Annotated in this window: 18 protein-coding genes; 8 read left to right on the top strand and 10 right to left on the bottom strand. The window is 70.6% G+C overall.

What is annotated here, in order from left to right:
• The first annotated feature begins 5 nt into the window (after positions 1–5).
• Positions 6–671 (top strand): hypothetical protein, encoded by a 666-nt coding sequence (locus ASE44_RS11395; protein WP_056779854.1) that lies wholly within the window; start codon positions 6–8, stop codon positions 669–671.
• Positions 672–733: 62 nt separating this feature from the next.
• Here ASE44_RS11395 and ASE44_RS18215 read toward each other — a convergent pair whose 3' ends face one another.
• Positions 734–907 (bottom strand): CsbD family protein, encoded by a 174-nt coding sequence (locus tag ASE44_RS18215; protein ID WP_082455973.1) that lies wholly within the window; start codon positions 905–907, stop codon positions 734–736.
• 253 nt (positions 908–1,160) lie between these two features.
• On the opposite strand from ASE44_RS18215, the gene nhaA reads away from it, so the two are divergent.
• Positions 1,161–2,477 (top strand): Na+/H+ antiporter NhaA, encoded by a 1,317-nt coding sequence (gene nhaA, locus ASE44_RS11390; protein WP_056779851.1) that lies wholly within the window; start codon positions 1,161–1,163, stop codon positions 2,475–2,477.
• On the opposite strand, the gene ASE44_RS11385 is transcribed toward nhaA, so the two are convergent.
• The 6 genes from ASE44_RS11385 to ASE44_RS11360 are packed head-to-tail and all read right to left on the bottom strand — an operon-like array spanning position 2,431 to position 6,953.
• On the bottom strand, positions 2,431–2,751 hold the full coding sequence (locus ASE44_RS11385) for a CHY zinc finger protein (RefSeq protein ID WP_056779848.1): 321 nt from the start codon (positions 2,749–2,751) through the stop codon (positions 2,431–2,433). The two genes, nhaA and ASE44_RS11385, sit on opposite strands and share 47 nt — an antisense overlap.
• On the bottom strand, positions 2,748–3,344 hold the full coding sequence (locus ASE44_RS11380) for an energy-coupling factor transporter transmembrane protein EcfT (protein ID WP_056009585.1): 597 nt from the start codon (positions 3,342–3,344) through the stop codon (positions 2,748–2,750). The genes ASE44_RS11385 and ASE44_RS11380 overlap by 4 nt, the downstream gene beginning before the upstream one ends.
• 4 nt (positions 3,345–3,348) lie before the next feature.
• Positions 3,349–4,056 carry an energy-coupling factor ABC transporter ATP-binding protein gene (locus ASE44_RS11375; protein ID WP_056779845.1) on the bottom strand — a complete coding sequence of 236 codons (708 nt, stop codon included), beginning with the start codon at positions 4,054–4,056 and terminating at the stop codon, positions 3,349–3,351.
• Positions 4,053–5,204, bottom strand: coding sequence for a thiolase family protein (locus ASE44_RS11370; RefSeq protein ID WP_235522589.1), 1,152 nt, complete (start codon positions 5,202–5,204; stop codon positions 4,053–4,055). Before ASE44_RS11370 ends, ASE44_RS11375 begins: the two co-directional genes overlap by 4 nt.
• The gene (locus ASE44_RS11365; protein WP_056779842.1) at positions 5,194–6,351 is read right to left on the bottom strand and encodes a class I adenylate-forming enzyme family protein; all 1,158 of its coding nucleotides are present in this window, start codon (positions 6,349–6,351) and stop codon (positions 5,194–5,196) included. Before ASE44_RS11365 ends, ASE44_RS11370 begins: the two co-directional genes overlap by 11 nt.
• On the bottom strand, positions 6,348–6,953 hold the full coding sequence (locus tag ASE44_RS11360; protein WP_056779838.1) for a biotin transporter BioY: 606 nt from the start codon (positions 6,951–6,953) through the stop codon (positions 6,348–6,350). Before ASE44_RS11360 ends, ASE44_RS11365 begins: the two co-directional genes overlap by 4 nt.
• Positions 6,954–7,061: 108 nt before the next feature.
• On the opposite strand from ASE44_RS11360, the gene ASE44_RS11355 reads away from it, so the two are divergent.
• Both ASE44_RS11355 and ASE44_RS11350 read left to right on the top strand, forming a co-directional pair.
• On the top strand, positions 7,062–7,676 hold the full coding sequence (locus tag ASE44_RS11355; protein ID WP_056779834.1) for a TetR/AcrR family transcriptional regulator C-terminal domain-containing protein: 615 nt from the start codon (positions 7,062–7,064) through the stop codon (positions 7,674–7,676).
• A gap of 122 nt (positions 7,677–7,798) precedes the next feature.
• Entirely contained in the window at positions 7,799–8,311 is a 513-nt protein-coding gene (locus tag ASE44_RS11350) for a MarR family winged helix-turn-helix transcriptional regulator (RefSeq protein WP_235522588.1), read from the top strand.
• 52 nt (positions 8,312–8,363) lie between these two features.
• On the opposite strand, the gene ASE44_RS11345 is transcribed toward ASE44_RS11350, so the two are convergent.
• Both ASE44_RS11345 and ASE44_RS11340 read right to left on the bottom strand, forming a co-directional pair.
• Positions 8,364–10,127 carry an L-aspartate oxidase gene (locus ASE44_RS11345; RefSeq protein ID WP_157579907.1) on the bottom strand — a complete coding sequence of 588 codons (1,764 nt, stop codon included), beginning with the start codon at positions 10,125–10,127 and terminating at the stop codon, positions 8,364–8,366.
• A 97-nt stretch (positions 10,128–10,224) separates the two neighbouring features.
• Positions 10,225–11,070: a DNA/RNA non-specific endonuclease gene (locus ASE44_RS11340; protein WP_056779831.1), complete on the bottom strand. Its 846-nt coding sequence runs from the start codon at positions 11,068–11,070 to the stop codon at positions 10,225–10,227.
• Between the two features lie 236 nt (positions 11,071–11,306).
• On the opposite strand from ASE44_RS11340, the gene ASE44_RS11335 reads away from it, so the two are divergent.
• The 4 genes from ASE44_RS11335 (at position 11,307) to ASE44_RS11320 (ending at position 15,745) form a co-directional block, all read left to right on the top strand.
• Positions 11,307–12,608, top strand: coding sequence for an extracellular solute-binding protein (locus ASE44_RS11335; RefSeq protein WP_369796441.1), 1,302 nt, complete (start codon positions 11,307–11,309; stop codon positions 12,606–12,608).
• A gap of 89 nt (positions 12,609–12,697) precedes the next feature.
• Entirely contained in the window at positions 12,698–13,780 is a 1,083-nt protein-coding gene (locus ASE44_RS11330) for a carbohydrate ABC transporter permease (RefSeq protein ID WP_082455972.1), read from the top strand.
• Entirely contained in the window at positions 13,777–14,676 is a 900-nt protein-coding gene (locus tag ASE44_RS11325; protein WP_056779829.1) for a carbohydrate ABC transporter permease, read from the top strand. The genes ASE44_RS11330 and ASE44_RS11325 overlap by 4 nt, the downstream gene beginning before the upstream one ends.
• Positions 14,677–14,713: 37 nt before the next feature.
• Positions 14,714–15,745, top strand: a complete 1,032-nt coding sequence (locus ASE44_RS11320; protein WP_327078818.1) for a LacI family DNA-binding transcriptional regulator — start codon at positions 14,714–14,716, stop codon at positions 15,743–15,745.
• A gap of 21 nt (positions 15,746–15,766) precedes the next feature.
• Here ASE44_RS11320 and ASE44_RS11315 read toward each other — a convergent pair whose 3' ends face one another.
• Positions 15,767–16,771 carry a zinc-binding dehydrogenase gene (locus ASE44_RS11315; RefSeq protein ID WP_056779823.1) on the bottom strand — a complete coding sequence of 335 codons (1,005 nt, stop codon included), beginning with the start codon at positions 16,769–16,771 and terminating at the stop codon, positions 15,767–15,769.
• Positions 16,772–17,616 lie beyond the last annotated feature (845 nt).

Below are 17,616 nucleotides of genomic sequence, written 5' to 3'. Positions count from 1 at the left end.
CTCCGATGCAGCTCTCCCGCGTCACCGCCCTGATCACCGTCCCGATCGCCGCCGCCCTCGTGCTCGCCGGATGCGGCATGCTGCCGGGCCCCGAGGCGAAGCCGAAGGAGACGGCGTCCGCATCGGCATCCGCGACCCCGTCCGAGAAGCCGAAGGCATCGGGATCCGCCGACGGTGAGGTCACCGAGCCCGGTGCCGAGGTCGGCATCGACGAGGAGATCGTCTACGAGTCGCAGGGCACCGACGACGTCACCGCACTCATCAGCGCGAAGCTGACCGAGGTCACGCCCGCGACGCCTGAGCAGGTCTCGTTCCTGAAGTCGCAGTTCGACGGCGGCGAGCTCGACGGCCTCGACCTCACGCTCATCCGGCTCGAGATGACGAAGGTCTCGGGCGACCCGGTGGCGTTCAACAGCGACGCGACCTCCTTCGCCCCGGTCGACGCCGACGGCGAGAAGGTCCAGGAGGTCACGCTCATCGGGTGGGACGAGTGCGGCTCCGAATCCTTCACGGAGGAGTTCGACGGTGGAGCACCGATCACCCAGTGCTACGTCGCGGCTGCACCCTCGGGCGGCAACGCCCCGGCCGGCCTCATGTACGACGGCGGGTTCACCGAGCCGAACCCGTACGACTCCTACGACGGAAAGCCGATCCTCCTCATCAAGGACTGATCGCCGCAGACAGACGAACGCCGGTGACCCGTGGGGTCACCGGCGTTCGTGTGATCTGGAGGTCAGTTCTTGAACGCGTCCTTCACGTTCTCACCGGCCTGCTTCACGTCGGACTTGGTCTGATCGGCCTTGCCCTCCGCGACGAGCTTGTCGTTGTCGGTCGCCTTGCCGACGGCCTCCTTGGCCTTGCCAGCGAGGTCCTCGGCGGCGTTCTTGATCTTGTCTCCGGCGCTCATATATTGCTCCTCACGTGTTCTTCGGGCTGTCGATCCGCACTGATCGAATCCGACAGGGCGACCTGGTGGACGCACTTCAGGTCTACACCCGAGGCCCAGCCGAGTCACAACGAGGTCAGCGGACTCCCAGACAACGGGCCGTCGACGACGCTGAGCGGATAAACTCGTGGGCGGTGTGCCGGGAAGTCTGGTCGGCGGGTGGTCCAAGCAGGGCCGCTCCGACGCTCGACCGATCCCGCCCCGAAGGACTCCCATGACCGATGCACCGAACCACCACGAGCTGCCGGCCGATCAGGCGCCGCACTCCATCTGGCGCGGCATCCACCAGACCCTCCAGCAGGACACCGTCGGCGGAGCGCTCCTCGTCGTCGCCACCGCCCTCGCCCTCGTCCTCGCGAACACCGGCGCCTCCGACTTCTACCTCGGTCTCCGCGACTTCACCTTCGGCCCCGAGGCACTCCACCTGAACCTCTCCGTCGGCGCCTGGGCGGCCGACGGGCTCCTCGCGATCTTCTTCTTCGTCGTAGGGCTCGAACTCAAGGAGGAGTTCGTCGCCGGCAAACTCCGGAACCCGAAGACCGCCGCGCTGCCGATCGCCGCAGCGGTCGGTGGCGTCGCCGTGCCCGCGCTCATCTTCGTGCTCGTGAACCTGCAGTCCGGCCCGGACGCGCTGCAGGGCTGGGCGATCCCGGCCGCGACGGACATCGCCTTCGCCGTCGCGGTCATCGCGGTGGTCGGCAAGTTCCTCCCGCCGGCGTTGCGGACCTTCCTGCTCACCCTCGCCGTCGTCGACGACCTCATCGCCATCAGCATCATCGCGATCTTCTACACCGACCACATCGAGTTCCTGCCCCTGGCGCTCGCCGCGGTGCCGCTCGCGATCTTCGCCGTGCTCGTGCAGCGCGGCGTCCGGGCCTGGTGGATCCTCATCCCCCTCGGTCTCGCCACCTGGGCGCTCATCCACGCCTCGGGGATCCACGCGACCGTGGCCGGCGTCCTGCTCGGCTTCATGGTGCCCGTCGTCGCGACGAAGCGCGCGCGGGTCCGGGTGGGGGAGGATGCGAGCGGCAAGCCGATCTACGACGGTCTCGCCGCACATTTCGCCGACCGCTGGAGCGTGGTGGCCACCGCGGTGGCCGTGCCGATCTTCGCGTTCTTCTCCGCCGGCGTCGTCATCGGTGGGCTGTCCGGCCTCGTCGAGTCGTTCCAGGACACGATCGCGCTCGGCATCGTCGCGGGTCTTGTGCTCGGGAAGCCGCTCGGCATCACCCTGACGACGTTCCTCGTCACCCGGCTGCCAGGCCTGCGGCTCGACCCCTCGATCCGGTGGGTCGACCTCGTCGGCATGGCCTTCGTGGCCGGGATCGGGTTCACGGTGTCGCTCCTCGTCGGTGAGCTCTCCTTCGGCGTCGGCAGCGAGTCCGACGACCACGTGAAGGTGGGGGTGCTCGCCGGTTCGCTCATCGCGGCGGCCATCGGTGCGGCGATCCTCAGCGCGCGGAACCGGGTCTACCGTCCGGAGGTCACGCCTGGAAGTAGTACGCCGAGTGGAGACGACAGCCGGGGTTGAACGCCGCGGAGCAGTTCGGGCACGCGTCGACCGTGAGGTAGCGCTCGATCGTCAGCTCGCTCGAGCACACACCGCACAGGATCGCCTCGCGGTCGCGTTGCTCGCGCGGCCACTGCTCAGCCGGATGGTCGGCGCATTCGGCGTGACACCGGTGGCACGGGTAGTACTCGCCGCAGCAGGCGAAGCGGATGGCGATGACGTCGAGAGGCGTCGCGTAGTGCACGCACCGCGTCTCGTCGTCCACGGTGCGGCCGAGCACCCGCACCCCGCTCACCGGACGCCCCGTGCCGTGAGGGCGTCGCCGAGTTCGTCGGCGTGCTTGAGCGACACCACGAGGAACGGGACGACGAAGGTGACGGGGTTGGAACGCACCCCGCGGGCGCGTTGGGCGTCCCGCACGCCTGCCGCCAGCCGGGCGAGCACCGGGATGGTGTTGATCGCGACGGCGAGCATGAGGGCGATCCTGGCCGGGTCGACCCCGAACCGGCCGAACGGTCGGAGGGCGCGCTCGAAGGCGTCGAGCAGGTCCGCGACGCGGGTGCTGAGCACCAGCAGGGCCGCGAGGAGGATGGCCGCGACGATGCGTGCGGTGTTCGAGACGGCCGACTCGAGGTCGACGAAGAGCAGCTGGCCGATGACGGTGATCGTGATGATCCAGCGGATGAGCACGAGCTGACGGCCGAGCTCCGCGAGGCCCAGTCCGGACACGAGGTACGCGAGCACGGTGACCGCCGCGGCGATCCCCGCCGTCCACCAGCTGGTGGGCAGCAGCGAGATGGCGAGGACCACGAGGAGGATGCCGAGGGCTTTCGGTCCGGCGGGCGCCCGATGCAGCCAGCCGGTCCCCGGTCGATACAGGGTGATCACGACGTCACGTCGCCAGACTCGCGCGATAGCTCGCGATGACGTCGGCCGGGTCGCCCTGCGCCGTGACCCGACCGCCGTCGAAGAGGAGCGCGACGTCGCAGCGGGCGGCGAGCTCCAGGTCGTGCGTCACGAGCACGAGCTGGTGCCCGGCCTCCGGTCGCAGGAGATGGCCCGCCACGGACGCACTGTTGCGGGCGTCGAGGTAGGCCGTCGGTTCGTCGGCGATGAGGAGCGCCGGCCGGCGGATGACCGCGCCGCACAACGCCAGGAGCTGTTTCTGGCCGCCGGACAGCTCGTGGGCGGAGCGGTCGGCGAGGTCCGTCAACCCGAACTCCTCGAGTGCGTGCGCGACCCGCTCGGCGGTCTCGGCCTTCGATCCCGACGTGCCGCGCAGGGAGAAGGCGACGTCTTCGGCGACGGTCGGCATGACGATCTGCGCGTCCGGATTGCTGAACACGATGCTCACCAGGCGTCGCAGCCGGGCGGTCTCCCGCGCGGTGTCGACGCCGTGGACGTGGACGGTGCCCGTCGTCGGTCGGCTGAGGCCGCCGAGGAGGCGGGCGAAGGTCGACTTGCCCGAACCGTTCGCCCCGATGACCGCGATGCGTGCGCTGTCGAGCTGGAGGGTCACGTCGTCGAGGGCGGTGGTGTCGCCGAGGCGCGCGGTGACGCGGTCGAGTCGGAGGGCTGGGGGTTCGATGTCCTCGATCATCGCACGACCTCGAACACGGCGGCGACGCCGAGGCCACCGCCGACCGAGGCTGCGGCGAGGCCGAGGGTGCCGGCCGGGGCTCCGCCGCGGACGAGCCGGGAGAACAGCCGGACGACGGACACCGCGCCGCTGGCACCCCAGGGGTGGCCGAGGGCGAGGGCGCCGCCGTCGGCGCAGAGCCGCTCGTCGTCCTCGGCGACGCCGAGCCGGTCGAGCACCGCGAGGGTCTGCGCGGCGAACGCCTCCACGAGCTCGACCGCCTGGACGGAGGAAAGGTCGACATCCGCCCGCTCGAGGGCCTCGAGGATCGCGGGGGCGGCACCGATCCCCGGGAGAGCCGGGTCGCATCCGACGACGGCGTGTCCGCGCAGCGCGAGGCCGGCCACCGTCCCTCGGGAGGTGGCTCCACCCGGAACGAGGAGGACGGCCGCGGCTCCGTCGCTCACGCGGCAGGTGTTGCCGGCGGTGAGTGATCCGTCCGCGAAGAGCGGGGTGAAGCGGGGGAGCAGGCGGTCGAGGTGCCGCGTGGTCGGCTCGTCGTGGTCGGCCGCGCCGGACAGGGAGACCAGCTCCTCGGTGAACCGGCCCGCCTCCTCCGCGACCGCCGCGCGGTGCGTGCTCCGCGCCGCGTACGCGTCCTGGCGTGCGCGGGAGACCCCGTCGTGGCGCGCGAGATCCTCCGCCGCCCGCGTCATGTCGGGGTCGTGCCAGCCCGCGGGCGCGAACGGAGCGCGGGCGTAGGCGACGCCGTCGACGGAGCGCACCGGCGCGGTCGAAGCGCTTTCGACCCCGCCCGCGATCCGTGGTCGCGCGTCGCCGGCTGCGATCGCGGTGGCGGCCTCGATGATCGCCGCGAGCCCGCTGCCGCACTGACGGTCGACCGTGAGGCCGGGCACCGCGAACCCGAGCCCGGCGCCGAGGGCGGCGACCCGGGCCGGATTGCCGCCGGGACCCATGCAGTTGCCGAGCACGACGTCGGCGATCTCGGGCGCTCCACCGAGCACCGCACCTGCATCCTCGTGCACGGCGCGGACGACCGGGACGGCGAGCTGTTCGACGGTCAGCGCGGCGAGGGCCCGACCGCGCGTCGCGATGGGCGTGCGGCGCGCGGCGACGACCACCGGTCGGGTGCTGATGTCAGGGCGCAATGGTGGACACCTCCCCGGCGCGGACGCGCTCGATGACGGCGGCTCGCGCGGCCTTCCCCGTGGTCGTCCGGGGCAGTTCGTCGACGATGAACCACCGGCGCGGGTGGTGCGACGGCGGGAGGAGGCGGGAGACGGCCGCCCGCAGCTCGGCGCGCGTCGGACGGGCGCCCGGCCGCGCTTCGACGACCGCGGTGACCAGTTCGCCGACGCCGTCGTTCGGGAGCCCGAACACGACGGCGTCCGTGATGTCGTCCACCAGCCGCAGCGCCTCCTCGACGTCGGACGGGATCACCGTCGCGGCGGCCGTGAGGATCGCGTCGTCGCTGCGTCCGAGGAGGGAGAGCCGAGCGCCGTCGAGTCGGGCACGATCACCGACCGTGGCCCAGACGCCGTCGCGGTGCAGCGCTCCCGACCCGCCGAGGGTGCTGCTCGCGAGGTAGGGCGACCGGACCCAGAGCACCTCGTCGCGCACCTCGAGCTCGACCCCGGGGAAGGCGCGGAGGCCCGGCTGCTCCGGGTCGGTGCCGTCGTCGACCGCGACGAAGGAGAGTTCGGCGGCGCCGTAGTACGAGACCACGCGGACGCCGAGGGCCGTCGCCCGCTCACGGAGCGCCGGATCGAGGGAGGCGCCGCCGACGAGGGCCGCGCGCAACCGCGGGGGCCGGCCGTCGTCGAGGAGCCGCCGCAAGCCGTTGGGGGTGCCGTGGAAGAGCGTCGCGTCCTGCGCCTCGCCGGCGGTGAGGACGTGACGGCTCGGCAGCATCAGCCCGAACCCGGCAGCCGCAGCGTGCGCGATCGAGAAGAGCGACAGGGAGGAGGCGGGCGGCGAGGCGAGGGCGAGCACGTCGTCGGGGCCGGCGCCGAGCAGCTGCGCGACCGGCGCGAACGAGCCCGCCCAGGAGCCGGCGGTCCGCAGCACGATGCGCGGGGTGCCCGTCGTGCCCGAGGTCGTCGTCGCCCACGCCTGGCCGGGCTGCGGTCCCGCAGCGCTGGCGCGATCGCAGACGGCGCGCCAGTACGGGTCGCTCCACCGATCGTCGCCGAGCAACGGGACGTCGCCCGCCGCGCGGACCTCCAGCGCGCGTCGGACGAGTTCCGCCGGAGCCCCTCCCCGCAGCGGGACGATGCGTCCGGCGTCCGTCGTCATGCGACCCTGGCGGGCTCACCCGGTCGCGTCGACCCGACAGCCGCGGCGTGCCGGAACGCCCGGGGGTAGGCGCGGGCCAGCGTCATCGTGATCACCGTCGCGAGCACCGCCTTGACGAGGTCGCCGGGCAGGAAGACGAGGCTCTGCAGCACGGTCTCGCCGAGCGACAACCGGGTGACGAGGGACTGGACGGGGACACCGACGGCGTAGATCACGACGATGCCGCCGAGGAGGACGCCGAGGGCCGTCCGCCACCAGCGCAGCCGTCGGCCGCCGGCGTGCACGATGAGGCCGATGACGAATGCGCCGACGATCCAGCCGAACAGGTAGCCGGCGCTCGGACCGACGAAGACGCCGACCCCGCCCCGACCACCCGACAGCAGCGGCAGCCCGATCGCGACGAGGGCGAGGAGGACGAGCATCGAGAGCATCCCGCGCCACGGACCGAGGATCGCACCCGCGAGCATGACGCCGAGGGTCTGCGCCGTGATCGGGACGGCACCGAGGACGGAGAACGCCCCCGGCAGCCCCAGGGCGGCGACGATCGCGGCGAAGACGGCGATGCGGGCGATGTCGGTCGCGTCGATCCGGAGCCTGCTCATGTGATGCCTCTGTCTCGGGGAGGGATGGTCGATCCGTCCAGGCGATCCGGGTGGTCGATTCCCACCTGAACACTGTTCACCTGAACAGCGTTCACTATAGTTGGAACCATGTCCGGTTCCGCAACCACCCGTCGCCATCGGCGCGACGACGTGGCCGACGTCGCCCTCCGGATCCTCGACGACCACGGCCTGGCAGACCTCACCATGCGTCGCCTGGCCGCCTCCCTCGACGTCCAACCGAGCGCGCTCTACTGGCACTTCGAGAACAAGCAGACCCTCATCGCCGAACTCGCCGACCGCATCGTCGACGCCCACCCGGCCCCGGTCGACGCGGTCGCAGACGCCGGCGCCGACTGGCGGGAACGGACCCTGATCGAGGCGGCAGCCCTCCGGGACGCCCTGCTCGCCTACCGCGACGGCGCCGAGGTCGTCTCGAGCACCTACGCGCTCGGGCTCGGCTCCGGACGCGTGCTCCGCCGACTGACGGACGCCGTGGCGCTCGCCGGTCTCGACGAGGCGACCACCCGACGAGCGGGCACCGCGCTCCTGCACTTCGTCCTCGGCCATGTGTCCCACGAGCAGCAGCGCCTGCAGTACGACAGCGTCGGCGTGCTCGGTGCCGGCGCGACGTCCGATCCGCGAGACCCCGATGACCAGGCGGAGGGGTTCGCCTTCGGTGTCGGACTGCTCGTCGACGGACTCGGGGCGCTGGTGGTCCGCTGAGACGGATCACCGTGGTGGGTCACCGAGGCGGATCGCTTACCACAGCGGCGTGAGCGGACGCCTATCCTCCAGCTGTGGCGGAGCCCAGGGTAGCGTTGGCGAGGACACGAGGAGGACCGACGATGGCGATGGGTGATGACGACGATGTGGACATCGTCATCGACGCCTGGGCCGCGGCGTTGCCCGACGTGGACTTCGCGCCGCTCGACGTCGTGTCGCGCCTGCGCCGGCTCGTCCCGCACCTCCAGGAGGTCCGTCGGGTGTCCTTCGCGGCCAGCAAGCTGCGGCCGTGGGAGTTCGAGTTCCTCTCCATGCTGCGGCAGCACGGCGCCGAGGGGATGACCCCGTCGATGCTCGCCGGCCGACTCCACGTCACCAGCGGCAACCTCGCGAGCCAGCTCGACCGCTTGGCGGCCCGCTCGCTCGTCGTCCGCCAGAAGAACGCGGCCGACGGCCGGAGCAAGATCGTCGTCCTCACGACGCTCGGCCGGCAGCGGGTGGACGAGGCGATGCGCCGTCTGGTGGCCGACGAGAACGCGATGCTGTCCGGCCTCAGCCGTGACCAGATCTCGGTGCTCATCGAGAGCCTCCGGGTGATCGGCGCGACCCTCGAACGTGGCGAGGGGCGCGGCTAGCCCTTCGACAAGCTCAGGGACCGGGGTGGGGCTCAGGGACCGGGGCTCCGCCCTACTCCACGAGCTTGCCGACGACGGAGACGTCCTGCATGAGCTCCTGGATCTCCGCGGGGATGGCGGGGATCGCCTCGCGCTCGATCCGGCCCCGCCCCGACCAGACGAGGTTCACCTGCAGCTCCTCGTCGAGCTCCGGGAAGTCGGAGCGGTTGTGGCACCCGCGGGTCTCGCGACGTTCGAGCGCGGCCTCCAGGGTGGCGCGGGCCGCGAGGGCGGCCGACTTCAGGTCGAAGGCGTGAGCGAGGTCCTGGAACCCAGCGATGTCGGGGTGGACGCCGACGTCCGCGATCCGCGCCTCGATCGCGTCGAGCTCGGCGAGCCCGGCGAGGAGCCCGGCCTCGTCGCGGACGACCCCCGCGTGCTCGGTCATCGTGTTCCGGATCGCGCGCTGGAGGGCGCGCACGTTCTCGGGTCCGTCGCTGGCGAGGAGCCCGTCGATCTCCGCCCGTGCCTCGTCGACCGCCTCGGCGGAACGGACGTGGGCCTCGAGACCCGCCGAATACTGGGCTGCGGCCTCGCCGACGATGCGCCCGAACACGAGCAGTTCGATGAGGGAGTTGCCGCCGAGCCGGTTCGCGCCGTGCAATCCGGACGACGCCTCGCCGATCGCGTACAGCCCGTCGACGTCCGTGCCGTGGTCCTCGGGCCGCACCCACACGCCGCCCATCGAGTAGTGCGCCGTCGGGGCGATCTCGATCGGGGTGGTGGTGATGTCGAGCATCTGCAGCTCCAGCAGCGTCTGGTACACGCGTGGCAGGCGGCGCATGATCGTCTCGCGCGGCAAGTGCGAGACGTCGAGGAGCACGCCGCCGTTCGGGGTGCCGCGCCCCTCCTTGATCTCGGTGTACGCGGCCAGGGCGACGCGGTCGCGGGTCGACAGCTCCATGCGCTCGGGGTCGTACCGCGCCATGAAGCGCTCGCCGAGCCCGTTGCGGAGGATGCCGCCCTCGCCGCGTGCCGCCTCGGAGACGAGGGTCCCCGCGGCGTTCTCGGGCTCGATGAGGCCTGAGGGGTGGAACTGGACGAGCTCGGGGTCGCGGATCCGGCCGCCGGCCTCGACCGCGAGGCGGAACGAGTCGCCGGTGTTCTCGTCGCGGCGCGAGGAGGTGCGTCGCCAGATCCGGTTGTGGCCACCCGCCGCCAGGATCACGGCGTCGGCGTGGATGAGGTAGCGGGTCCCGGTCTCGAGGTCGAAGCCGTACGCGCCGAAGATGACGTTGTCGCGGACGAGGAGCCTCGTGATGTAGACGGTGTCGAGGATCGGGATGTCCAGCTGTGCCGCCCGGTTCACGAGCGTGCGCTGGATCTCGAGTCCGGTGTAGTCGCCGGCGAAGGCCGTGCGCCGGAAGGTGTGGGCGCCGAAGAACCGCTGCGAGATCCGGCCGTCCTCCTCGCGGGCGAAGGGCATGCCGTAGCGCTCGAGGTCCTCGATCCCGCGGGCGGCCCCCTCGGTCACGATCTGCACGGTGTGCGGGTTGGCGAGCAGGTAGCTCTCCTTGAGGGTGTCCGCGGCGTGCTGCTGCCAGGAGTCCTCGGGGTCGATCGTCGCGAGCGCCGCGTTGATACCGCCGGCCGCGAGCGAGGTGTGTGCGTCGGCCTTCTGACGCTTGCCGACGGCGATGACGTCGACACCCCGTTCGGCGAGTTCGATCGCTGCGCGGAGACCGGAGCCGCCCGTTCCGATGACGAGGACGGAGGTGGACAGGCGTTGCTCGTGCACGGGAGACTCCTTCGGCGATGCGGCGCGTGATGCGCTCACCCGTGCAGCATAGGCACGCTGATCCGAGGAACCAAGGTAACCCTAACTGAGGCTCGCCTTATCGGTAGTCCGGGAATGCCGGGCCGGCTCCATCGGCTCAGAACCGCAGGTCGTCGGGCCGTTCCAATTCGATCCAGGTGTCGACGTCGGGCCGGACGGTCGCCGGGGCGGCTTCCAGGACGTCCGCCCGGCTCAACGGCCCGAAGTCGAGGCCCGTGATGCTCACGAGGTCGAGGATCGGCAGCTGGAAGGTACGGAACGGGCCGAGTGGCGGTACGGCATCGTCGTCGCGATCACCCGTGGCCGTCGGCTCGTCGAGGTCGATGTCGTCGAGCTGCGCGGACTGATCGAGGAGGTAGCCGGAGGCCGCGAGCGCACCGGCCGACGACCACGCCGCCACCTTCCAGAACCGCTTCGGGATGCGGATGCCGCGGTAGAGCGGATCGTCGTCGGCGAACACGGGGCCGGTGAAGACGGACAGCCGCAGCCGTCCGGCCGAGGCGTACTCGAGGACGAGGTCTTCGAGGCCGTTCCAGAGCTCGAGGGACTGGTTGAAGTCCGCGGCCTGCGGAGCCGCGTTCGTGTAGCAGAAGGTGTCGACGTTGGCCCGGCGGGCGACGTCCGCAGGACCCCACACCGGGTCCCGGCGGCGCACGAGGTGGCCGCGGTCGAGGTCGTTCCGCGCGTAGAGCTCCGGTCCCGCCTGCTCGTCGGCGGGGATGCGCTCGTCGAGGTGCCAGTCGTCGCCGCGACCCAGGTCGAGCAGGGCGGCACCGTCGATGTCGACCCCGGTGGCTGCTGCGAGCCGGCGGTCGGGGTCGAGGAGGACGGAGAAGTGCGTGTAGTCGAGGCGCCGGAGTCGAGCGCGTTCCTGCGGGTCGTTCGGGGCCGGGAGGGCGAGCGGTTCGTCGATGTCGAGGAAGCCTGAATCAAAGCCGGTCATGGGTATGAGTCGATCATGATTTGGATCGAATCGGAACGCTGAACGTCTGCCCGCATCTCCCCGTCTCCGAGCGTTCACCGCGGAGCAACCGGTTCTGCAACAAATGAGAGCGCTCTCTTGACCTCGTCCGAACGAGCGCTTAGTGTGTCCTGCATGCCCGTGGGAACGTTCCCACGGGATTGGACCGCGGACCCTGCAGACGGGTTCAGCGGCCACCGAAGCGCACACACAAAGGAGTGACTGTGAACAGCACGCGCCGCGGCATCGCCGCCGCATCCATCGCGGGGGCCTCGATCCTCGCCGTCCTGGCCAGCGGGTGCAGCTCGCCCGCAGGCGGTGGCGGAGACGAGAAGATCACCCTCTCGGTCACGACGTTCGGCACCATGGGCGTCGACGCCAACTACGAGCAGTACATGGAGGAGCACCCGAACATCACCATCGAGGCGACCAACCTCGAGGGTGGTGGAGCCGCGCGTGACGACGCCTACGCGAAGATCGCCGCGGGCACCGGCCTGAGCGACGTCGTCGCCATCGAGGAGGGCTGGCTCGGGACCATCTCCGAGGTGAGCGACTCCTTCGTCGACCTGCGGGACTACGGCATCGAGGACGTCAAGGACACCTGGCTCGACTGGAAGTACGAGCAGGGCACCGACGCCGAAGGCCGCGTGATCGGCGCCGGTCTCGACATCGGCCCGCAGGGCATCTGCTACCGAGGCGACCTCTTCGCCGCCGCCGGCCTGCCGAGCGACCGGGCCGCGGTCGCCGAGTACCTCGGCGGTGAGGACGCGACCTGGGACCGCTTCTTCGAGGTCGGTGAGGAGTACGTCGCCGCGACCGGCCAGGCGTTCTACCACAGCCCCCGATTCTTCTGGAACTCGTTCGTGAACCAGCAGGAGGAGGGCTACTACAAGGCCGACGGCGAGACCCTGAACATCGAGGGCAACGACGTGCTCAAGGAACAGTTCGAGAAGATCGTCGAGGCGGAGAACGCCGGCCTCGGTGCCGGTCTCCCCGGCTGGGACGTCGGCCCGGAGGCCAAGGAGGGCAAGTTCGCCACCTACATGTGCCCGAGCTGGATGCTCGGCATCGTGCAGGGCTACTACGACGAGGGCACGACCGACAGCGGCTGGGACTTCGCCGACGTGATGCCCGGCGGTGCGGCCAACTGGGGTGGCGCGTTCCTCGGTGTCGCCGAGAACTCCGAGCACAAGGAGGAGGCGGCCGAGCTCGCCCTCTGGCTCGCGTCCCCCGAGGCACAGGCTGCGTCGTTCGAACTCGCCGGACCGTTCCCGAGCACGCTCGACGGGCAGGAGCTCGTGAAGGGCTCCACCAACCCGTTCTTCAACGACGCACCGGTCGGCGAGATCTTCGCCGCACGATCCGAAGGCGTCGTCGCCCAGGTGAAGGGTCCCGAGGACTCCAACATCCAGGACAACGTGTTCGGTCCGATCCTCGACCGCGTGAGCCAGGGCGAGATCACCGACGGTGAGACCGCCTGGAACGAGGCGGTCAAGCTGCTCGACCAGCTCGTCGGCTGACCTCCTCTCCGACGCAGCTCGCCGGGGCGTCCGTTCGCACGCGGACGCCCCGGCACCCCTCCCGCTCCCTCCTTCGGATTGGCAGAGCCATGACCAGCACCGCAACCGTCCGCCGGCCACCGGCCGCGCTGACCTTCAGACAGAAGCTGAACCGCTTCGACTACCGCGCGTCGCCGTACCTGTACATCGCGCCGTTCTTCATCCTCTTCGCCCTCATCGGCATCTTCCCGATCGTCTACACCTTCAACGTGTCGCTCTACGAGTGGCACCTGCTGAAGGGGCAGGGCGACTTCGTCGGACTCGACAACTACGTCTCGGTCCTCTCCGACCCGTTCTTCTGGAACGCGTTCGGCAACACGATCAGCATCTTCCTGCTGTCGGCCGTCCCGCAGCTCGTCATCGCGACGGTGATCGCGGCGCTCCTCGACCAGACGCTCCGCGGACGCACCTTCTGGCGGATGAGCATCCTGCTGCCGTACATCGTCGCGCCCGTCGCCGTCGCCGTCATCTTCCTGCAGATCTTCAACCAGTACCACGGACCGATCGCCGGGCTCCTCGAGGCGTTCGGGCTCGACCCGATCCGGTGGGCGTTCGACGTCTTCCCGTCCCACGTCGCCATCGCGAGCATGGTGAACTGGCGCTGGACCGGGTACAACGCCCTCATCCTCCTCGCGGCCATGCAGGCCATCCCGCGGGACGTCTACGAGTCGGCCGCCCTCGACGGCGCGAACAAGATCCGACGGTTCTGGTCGATCACGATCCCGATGATCCGGCCGACGCTCATCTTCGTCGTCATCACCTCGACGATCGGCGGGCTGCAGATCTTCACGGAACCGAAGCTGTTCGACCCTCGGAGCAACGGGGGATCGGACCGGCAGTTCCAGACGATCGTGCTCTACCTGTACGAACTCGCCTTCCCGAGACGCGACTTCGGGCGGGCCTCCGCGACGGCGTGGATCCTGTTCCTCGTGATCATCCTCGCCGGGCTGATCAACTTCGCGATCACCCGGGCGATCCGCACGAACGACGCACGCCCGGTGCGCATCCCGAAGGTGCGCGACCCCCTCATCACGACGCGGGCGATCACCACCACGTCGACCAAGCGCCGTGCGAACACCACGAGCCGTGCGGACACCACGAGCACCACCGAGCAGCGAGGCGGACGAGCATGAGCACCCTGATGGAACGCACCCGGACCGCACCACCGGTGACATCCGCGGAACCGCAGTACCGGAAGGGCAAGGACCACGAACGGCCCGGCGTCCTCACCTACGCCATCCTCATCGCCTTCTTCGCGGTCTCCGCGTTCCCGCTGTGGTGGTCGTTCGTCATCTCCAGCCGGCAGTCGTCCGACACCAACCTGGTGCCGCCGGCGATCCTCCCCGGCCCGAACTTCCTCAGCAACGCCACGAAGGTGTTCGAGTCGGCGCCCTTCCTCCAAGCCCTCGCGAACAGTGTCATCATCTCGGGCGCGATCACCGTCTCCGTCGTCTTCTTCTCCACACTCGCGGGGTACTCCTTCGCGAAGCTGAAGTTCCGGGCGAGCAACGGCCTGCTGCTCGCCGTGATCGCCACCATGGCCATCCCCACCCAGCTCGGCATCATCCCGCTGTTCATGCTCATGGCCGAATGGCAGTGGGTCGGGACGCTGCAGGCCGTCATCATCCCGGGACTCGTCACCGCGTTCGGCGTGTTCTTCATGCGCCAATACCTCGTCGACGTCATCCCCGACGAGCTCATCGAAGCGGCCCGGGTCGACGGCGCCTCCATGTGGGGCACCTTCTGGCACGTCGCCCTCCCGGCCGCACGCCCGGCGATGGCGGTCCTCGCCCTCTTCACCTTCATGGCCGCGTGGACGGACTTCCTCTGGCCGCTCCTCGTGCTCGGACCGCGGAACCCGAGCGTGCAGACGGCGCTCGCCGCACTGAGCGCCAGCGGGGGACAGACGCCCGACCACTCGCTCGTCCTCGCCGGCGCGGTGCTGTCGGTCATCCCCCTGCTGATCCTCTTCATCCTCGCGGGCAAGCAGTTGGTCGCCGGGATCATGCAGGGCGCGGTCAAGGGGTGACGCCCGCGCCGCATAAGGTGTCTTCACACCGGCACGACTGAGGAGACACACCATCGACACCGATGCGGACATCACCGTCCCCACACTCATCGCGGTCGCGGCGCTCGCCGGCGTCTCGAAGTCCACCGCCTCCCGGGTCATAAACGGCTCCTCCCAGGTGACCCCGGAGGCGGTGGCCTCCGTGAACGCCGCCGTCGAGCAACTGCACTACGTGCCCAATCGCGCGGCCCGCAGCCTCGTCCGCCGGCGGGCGCAGACGATCGCGATGGTCATCCCGCAGCGCACGGCGGAGTTCTTCGCCGACCCGTACTTCGCCGAGGTCATCCAGGGCGCCGCCATGTACGCCTCGTCGACCGACTACACCCTGACGCTCCTGATCGAATCCGACGTCGACCCCGACAAGACGCGTCGGTTCCTCACGGGCGGCAACGTCGACGGGGCGCTGGTGCTGTCCCATCACACGAGCATGCAGGCGTACGCCAAGCTCGCGGCCTCACTCCCGGTGGTCTTCGGGGTCCGTGGGGTCGAACCGACGGACCCGCCAGGGCACGTGGTCGACGTCGACAACGTGGAGGCGGGTGCGCTCGCGACGCGACGGCTCGTCGAGGCGGGGCGGCGTGACATCGCGACGATCACCGGTCCGCTCGACACGGCGGCGGGCGTCGACCGTCTGGCGGGGTGGCGACGCGCGCTGGGTGCCGCCGGGCTCGAGCCGGGGCTCCAGGAGGAGGGCGACTTCACGCCCACGAGCGGTGCCCGGGCGATGGAGCGGTTGCTGGCCGCCGGGCGGCCGGTCGATGCGGTGTTCGCGGCATCCGCGCAGATGGCCACGGGGGCGCTCGGGGTGCTGCGCGACCGGGGGATCCCGGTGCCTGTGCGGATCGCGATGACCTCGGTCGACGACAACGTGTTCGCGGCGGACGCCTACCCGGCGTTGACGACCGTCGACCTCCGCACCGCTGAGAAGGGGGCGCTGCTCGTGCAGACCCTCCACCGGCTGATCGCCGGTGAGGACGTCCCCGAGATGACGACGATCCCGTGCGGGTTGGTGGAGCGCGACTCCGTGTGAGGGTGCGGGGCTCCAGCCCCTTCAGAACCGGATCTGCGTCTTCGGTCCGGCTCCCGTCGCCCGGGGGAGTCCGTCTGCGAGCACCTGCGGGACCTCGTCGAGGGTGATCACGGTGCCGATCAGGCGTCGGACGGTGTCGGGCATGGCGGCGAACCGGCTGGCGGCTTCGTCGATGCACGCCGAACCGCCGAGGACGGCGTGGACGGTCGCGTCGCGGGCGATGAGCGTGCCGGAGGGGAGGCCGGCGTCACCGGCGGGCACCCCGAGCAGGGCGATGCGGACGCCCGCGGTGGCGTTGTCGAGCAGGCGACGCGTGACCTCGCCGGAGCCGGTCGCCTCGATGATGACGTCGAACCGTTCGTCGCCGAGCTCCGCCGGATCGCGGGTGTCGAGGCCGAACCCGGCTGCGAACCCCCGGTCGGATTCGCGTCGGGCGGCGACGGTGACGGTGCCTCCGGACTCGGCGGCGAAGAGCGCGGCGAACATGCCGAGGGTCCCCGCGCCCCACACGAGTACGCGGTCGCCGGGGCCGGCCTCGGTGAGGCGGACGCCGCGGAGCGAGCAGGAGGCCGGCTCGACCATCGCACCGAGGTCGGCTTCGACGCCTGGTGGGAGGCGGTGCACGGCGCGTTCGGGGAGGACGAGGAGTTCCGCGAGGGCGCCGTCGAGTTGGCCGAGCACGCCGAGTTCGAGGTGTTCCGGGCAGAGGTGGTGGCGTCCGGATGTGCAGCGTTCGCAGTGTCCGCAGCCGATGAAGGTGTCGCCCGTGACGAGGTCTCCCGGGGTCGCCGTGGTGACGTCGTCGCCCACCGCGACCACGCGGCCCGCCCACTCGTGCCCGGGTTGGAGCGGGAGCGTGGTGCGGCCGTCGGCCAGGTAGGGCATCGTGCCGCGGAAGAGGGCGACGTCGGTGCCGCAGATTCCGGCGCGTTCGATGCGGATGAGGACGTCGTCGGGGCCGGGCTGCGGGTCCGGTCGGTCGAGGACGGTCGCCGTGTTCGGGGCGGTGATGCGTAGGGCTCTCATGCGGTCTCTCCATCGTGACGGCGTGTGTGCTCAGCAGCGTACTGCCGGTGGGTCGTCGGTGTGCGGTGGGGGCGGTCGCGTGGCCTGCGCGAGGCTCGCCGAACCCGACAGACCCGGTCACCGAGCCTGTCGAGGTGTGCCGAGCGGCAGGGCCGCGTCCCGACCGACTCCCGCCAACTAACCCCGGTCACTGAGCCAGTCGAAGTGCTCATCGGGGCATCTCCACACCCTCCCGAACTCGGCATCTGGAATGTCAGTGGTCCATGGTGGACTGGAGTCATGACCGAGACCACCACCTTCGCAGTTCGAGCTGGCGACGAGTACGCCGCGCAGCTCGCGGAGTTCTCGGATGAATACGCGGAGATCGGCCGGCTCCGCGCCGTGCTCGACGCGCGTGAAGCGCGCCTGCTCGCCAAATCTGCTGCGTACGCGGACGCCCTCGCAGACACGGTGGTTCCCGCCATCTACCCGCCCGCGGAGCGGCGGGCACTGTCGCGCCGCTCGACGTGCGCGATGCTCGCGATGGCGACCCGCTCGGCCGAGCGGACAGTCCTGCATNGTTGGCGGCACTGGAGGCTGGCCTCATCTCCGGCCGGCATGCGCGCACGATCACGGACCAGCTCCGCGAGGTCCCGACCGTCGGCCGTGTCTCCTTCCTCGCCGAGGTCCTTCCCATCGCGGAACGGTCTACCGTTGCGCGGCTGAAGCAGCTCGCGAAGGACCTTCGCGAGCGACTCCACCCGGAGTCCATCACGGCACGTGCAGCGCGTTCCGAGGCTGACCGCCGCGTCGAGTTCGAGCCCGCTTCAGACGGTATGGCCTGGGTGCATCTGTTCACGACCGCT

Source organism: Plantibacter sp. Leaf1, assembly GCF_001421315.1.
In the GTDB taxonomy this organism is placed as follows: domain Bacteria; phylum Actinomycetota; class Actinomycetes; order Actinomycetales; family Microbacteriaceae; genus Plantibacter.
Note: the sequence above shows the minus strand (reverse complement) of the source record. Positions and strands in the feature narration are given on the sequence as shown.